This window comes from Streptomyces sp. NPDC004065 (assembly GCF_044903565.1).
Taxonomy (GTDB): Bacteria; Actinomycetota; Actinomycetes; order Streptomycetales; family Streptomycetaceae; genus Streptomyces.
On record NZ_JBJDQT010000066.1, the window covers coordinates 1 to 3,986 of the forward strand.

Consider the following 3,986-nt stretch of genomic DNA (forward strand, 5'->3'; position numbering starts at 1 on the left):
CGGGTTACACCCCCCAACACCCCCCCCCCCCCCCCCTCCCGTCGCCGTACCCCCACCGGGGGGCGCCCCGGGGGGGCGGGGCCCGGGCCCCCCCGGCCCCCCCCCCCCGCCCCCGCGCCGATGACGACCACGTCATACGTGCGGACAGACTCGTTCCCCACTGCCTGGTTCATTGCTGCTGCTCCTGTGGATGTCTTTCTTTCCCGACGCGGGTGCACCTCGCACCCCGTGCTCCACCGCTCCATGGGAGGGGGCAGCCCGGCGGAAGGGGCCACCGTCGGTCGGCGAGAGTCCGCGCACTGCGGGGCCGGCGTCGCCTGGGACGCGGCGCGGCACGCGGGCAGGGCTGCCCTGTGCGCTGAGCGGCGCATCGACAGCGCTTAGGAGCATATGCTCATAATGAAGCTACGGCAAGAAGCTCCCCGCCGCGGCCGGGCGGGACGGGTGTGGTGAGAGCTACCACCCATGGCCGGTCATGGCGCGCCTCGCGGTGGCGGTGAACGTGTGACGCCGACCGGAGGGGGCGCTTGCCCTCACTCGATTACGAGCATATGCTCCTAACCGGGCCGACACTTGGCCGCGGGACTGTTCCCCAGCCCCGCCTTCCCCCCTCCTCCTACCTGCTCTATCCGCCTGTTTCTGCCCCCAGCGGGCATGGCGCACGAGCTTTCCATGATCATCACGCAATCGCTCACAGGAGCCAGCCCATGACCGTCGTAAAGGCCGCCGCAGTCCAGATCAGCCCCGTGCTCTACAGCCGCGCCGGCACCGTCGAGAAAGTAGTGCAGAAGATCCGCGACCTGGGGGAGAGGGGCGTCGAGTTCGCGGTCTTCCCCGAGACCGTCGTCCCCTACTACCCCTACTTCTCCTTCGTGCAGCCCCCCTACGCCATGGCGAAGGAGCACCTGCGTCTGCTGGAAGAGGCGGTGACGGTGCCGTCCGCCGAGACCGACGCGATCGCCGATGCCGCCCGCGAGGCCGGCATGGTCGTCTCGATCGGCGTCAACGAGCGCGATGGCGGCACCCTCTACAACACTCAGCTGCTGTTCGACGCCGACGGCACGCTGATCCAGCGCCGCCGCAAGATCACACCGACCTATCACGAGCGGATGATCTGGGGGCAGGGCGACGGCTCGGGCCTGCGTGCGACGGACAGCGCCGTCGGCCGCATCGGCCAGCTCGCGTGCTGGGAGCACTACTTGCCGCTGGCGCGCTACGCCCTGATCGCCGACGGCGAGCAGATCCATGCCGCGATGTACCCCGGTTCCTTCGGTGGCCCGCAGTTCGCCGAGCAGATCGAGGTCGGCATCCGTCAGCATGCGCTGGAGTCGGCCTGCTTCGTGGTGAACGCCACCGCCTGGCTCGACGACGACCAGAGGGCGCGGATCGCCAAGGACACCGACGGCCCCGTTGCGGCGGTCTCCGGCGGGTTCTTCACCGCCATCGTCGACCCCGAAGGCCGCATCCTCGGCGAGCCGCTCACGTCCGGCGAAGGTGAGGTCATCGCGGACCTGGACTTCGAGCTGATCGACCGGCGCAAACGGCTGATGGACGGGCGTGGCCACTACAACCGTCCCGAACTGCTCAGCCTCCGCATCGACCGCACGCCGACGGCCCCCGTCCACGAGCGCGGAACCCAGGCGCCGGTCCGGACACCACGGGCGGCTGACGACCGTACGGCGGAAGCGAACTGAGCACCGCACCCGGCTCCGAGTCGCGACGAGCGGCGGGAGCCTGCCCGCCTCATATCCATTGGCTGGGACTGCTCGCAGTCAAGTCGGACCAACACCCATACGCGATCCGGCGGGCGGCCGGACCATCGAAGGAGACACACCATGGCAGACACGAAGCGCGGCGACGCTGATACCCAGGGCCTGAGCTACTACCCCTGGTGGCTGGACAACCTGGCCGAGGACGCCACCCTGGAGGGCGCTGCGATGAACGGCAGGGCGCAGGGCGCGGAAGCGGTGCGCGCCATCGTGGTCAAGGCTCGCGAGCTGTACGAGTTCCAGGACTTCGACTTCACCGGCGACTTCGGTGAGAACGGATTCCTGGAGATCTACGAGTCTTCGGTGCAGGGCGAGCCTGTGAAGGTCGTCGTCACGGTGACCCGCAATGCCGCGGGACAGGCCCAGAGCCTTGCGGTGCTCCACCGGCCGCGCAACGCGCTGCTGCTCTTCTCCCGTCTGATGCACGAGCAGTTCGCCGGCACCCCACTCGCTGAGCACTTCCTTTCCGACAGTCGCTGACCAGCCATTCCGAGCGAGGCGGTCTACTCCTGCGGTGCCAAGGTGCGCAGTACGTCGAACTCGTTGCCCTCGGGGTCGGCCATGACCACCCAGTTCCGGTCCGGGCCCTGGCCCACGTCCACCTTGACGGCGCCGAGGCCGAGGAGTCTGGTCACCTCGTCCTCGGTGCCGGCGTCGACCGGGCTGACGTCGAGGTGGAGCCGGTTCTTGACCGTCTTGCTCTCCGGCACACGGATGAACACCAGGGTGGGCGGCATCTGCCGGGCCCGGACATCCTCGACGGTCGGCACCCAGGAGCCGATCTCGACCTTGTCCTCGCTCCGGTCGATCACCTTGAAGTCCAGGACCTCGCACCAGAAGGCCGCGAGCCTCTCCGGATCACGGCAGTCGACGGTCAACTCGGTGAACCTGCTTGTCATGCTTCTCCCGTGCAGTGCGGACGAGGCTCAGCGTAGGTCACTCGTCCGACGGATCCGAGACCCTTCGGTCAGCGGTCCAGGCTCCGCGATCCAGGCTCCCGGCGAACCAGCTCACCGGGCGGGAAAGGCGAGCCGCAGAACGATCTCGCCGTCATCGATCTCCCCCGTGGGCTCGAATCCCAACTTCTCATAGAAAGGCCACGGTTCACCCTCACCGGGCTCGTAGCTGGTCAGCAGCTCGGTGCCGCCGTCCGCGCGCACCAGGCCGACGACCTGCGTAAGCGCCTCGTGGCCGATCCCTCGCCTCTGGTACCGCTTGTCGATGAGGAAGCGCCAGAGAAAGTGCCGCCCCTTGTAAGGACCGGCCGACGGTTTCCACGACAGCATGACGAAGCCCACCGGATCGTCGCCGCGGTACACGGCGCGGTACCAGGGATTGGCCTCCGGCTTCTTCGCCGCCTCCTTGAGCGAAAAGGACACGGAGGCGACGAACTGCTTCTGGTCACGCCGGACGCGGAGGGCGCGGACGGCATCCCGGTCGTCGTCGGTGATCTCCCGTAGGTGCACGCCAGGGCACCTCATGCCACACCCCTTCCGTTTCTGGCACTGCACCGTCAGGTCCCCGCGTGAGGAGCCGCCCCCGGGCGGCATTCCCAGGCATCGGCGTCCTCGGGACCATCAGGTCGGACGTCTTCGCAGCGTATGCGACACGGACGACCCGAAGTGAGACTGGCACGCCGGACCATGGCCGCATCGAAGCCGGCGGAGGAGCTGCCGGCGCGCTTCGACTTCCCGGCCGAGCTGGAGCCCGACATACGAGTACTGGCAATCACAGCGCGACGCAGTTACAGCGGCTGGCAGAAAGTCAGCCCGATGGTTCGTCGGAAGAACAAGACGCTGATGCGCTGTCGGCCCTTTCCCGCCGTACGGCCTGCTGCTGGCGGCCATTGCCTGTCTGGTTGATCTACACGTTCCTCGCCTGTCGATTTGAATCATCGGCACCCTGGTCTGGGCTTCAAGGTGGGGGATGCATGGCGTGGCAGCCAGGCGCCCCGACCGATCTCGTGGGCATATTTTTCGTGTTTCTGGGTGCGATTGGACAGATCGGCCGAGGATGGCTGGACAAGCACGCGAAGCTCATGGCAGACACGGGTGATCTTGGCGAGAATCCGTCCACCAGGAGCTTTGTCGTCGCGCATGCGTGTCCAGCACACGGTCAGCACCGCCTAGTGTCCTGCGCCGGTAGTCCGTCGTTAGATCTCGTATGAGTTCTTCTGCCGGGGTGCCGGTGCCGCGTCGTGGTCCGAAGTTGGAACCG

Annotated in this window: 5 protein-coding genes; 3 read left to right on the top strand and 2 right to left on the bottom strand. The window is 67.7% G+C overall.

Going from position 1 to position 3,986, the window contains the following annotated elements; all coding sequences use genetic code 11:
* Positions 1 to 707: 707 nt before the first annotated feature.
* Positions 708 to 1,694, top strand: coding sequence for a nitrilase-related carbon-nitrogen hydrolase (locus ACI2LW_RS33590; protein WP_404735044.1), 987 nt, complete (start codon positions 708 to 710; stop codon positions 1,692 to 1,694).
* Between the two features lie 141 nt (positions 1,695 to 1,835).
* The gene (locus ACI2LW_RS33595) at positions 1,836 to 2,249 is read left to right on the top strand and encodes a hypothetical protein (protein WP_404735045.1); all 414 of its coding nucleotides are present in this window, start codon (positions 1,836 to 1,838) and stop codon (positions 2,247 to 2,249) included.
* A gap of 23 nt (positions 2,250 to 2,272) precedes the next feature.
* Here the strand turns inward: ACI2LW_RS33595 and ACI2LW_RS33600 are convergent, their stop codons facing one another.
* The gene (locus ACI2LW_RS33600) at positions 2,273 to 2,668 is read right to left on the bottom strand and encodes a VOC family protein (RefSeq protein ID WP_404735046.1); all 396 of its coding nucleotides are present in this window, start codon (positions 2,666 to 2,668) and stop codon (positions 2,273 to 2,275) included.
* A gap of 111 nt (positions 2,669 to 2,779) precedes the next feature.
* On the bottom strand, positions 2,780 to 3,235 hold the full coding sequence (locus ACI2LW_RS33605; RefSeq protein WP_404735047.1) for a GNAT family N-acetyltransferase: 456 nt from the start codon (positions 3,233 to 3,235) through the stop codon (positions 2,780 to 2,782).
* Between the two features lie 177 nt (positions 3,236 to 3,412).
* Here ACI2LW_RS33605 and ACI2LW_RS33610 point away from each other — a divergent pair, with 177 nt between their 5' ends.
* Positions 3,413 to 3,631 carry a hypothetical protein gene (locus ACI2LW_RS33610; protein WP_404735048.1) on the top strand — a complete coding sequence of 73 codons (219 nt, stop codon included), beginning with the start codon at positions 3,413 to 3,415 and terminating at the stop codon, positions 3,629 to 3,631.
* The last annotated feature ends 355 nt before the right edge of the window (positions 3,632 to 3,986 follow it).

Coding starts and splice junctions, on each gene's coding strand:
- ACI2LW_RS33595 (WP_404735045.1), top strand. CDS start 1,836: ATGGCAGACACGAAGCGCGGCGACGCTGATACCCAGGGCCTGAGCTAC.
- ACI2LW_RS33610 (WP_404735048.1), top strand. CDS start 3,413: ATGGCCGCATCGAAGCCGGCGGAGGAGCTGCCGGCGCGCTTCGACTTC.
- ACI2LW_RS33600 (WP_404735046.1), bottom strand. CDS start 2,668: ATGACAAGCAGGTTCACCGAGTTGACCGTCGACTGCCGTGATCCGGAG.
- ACI2LW_RS33590 (WP_404735044.1), top strand. CDS start 708: ATGACCGTCGTAAAGGCCGCCGCAGTCCAGATCAGCCCCGTGCTCTAC.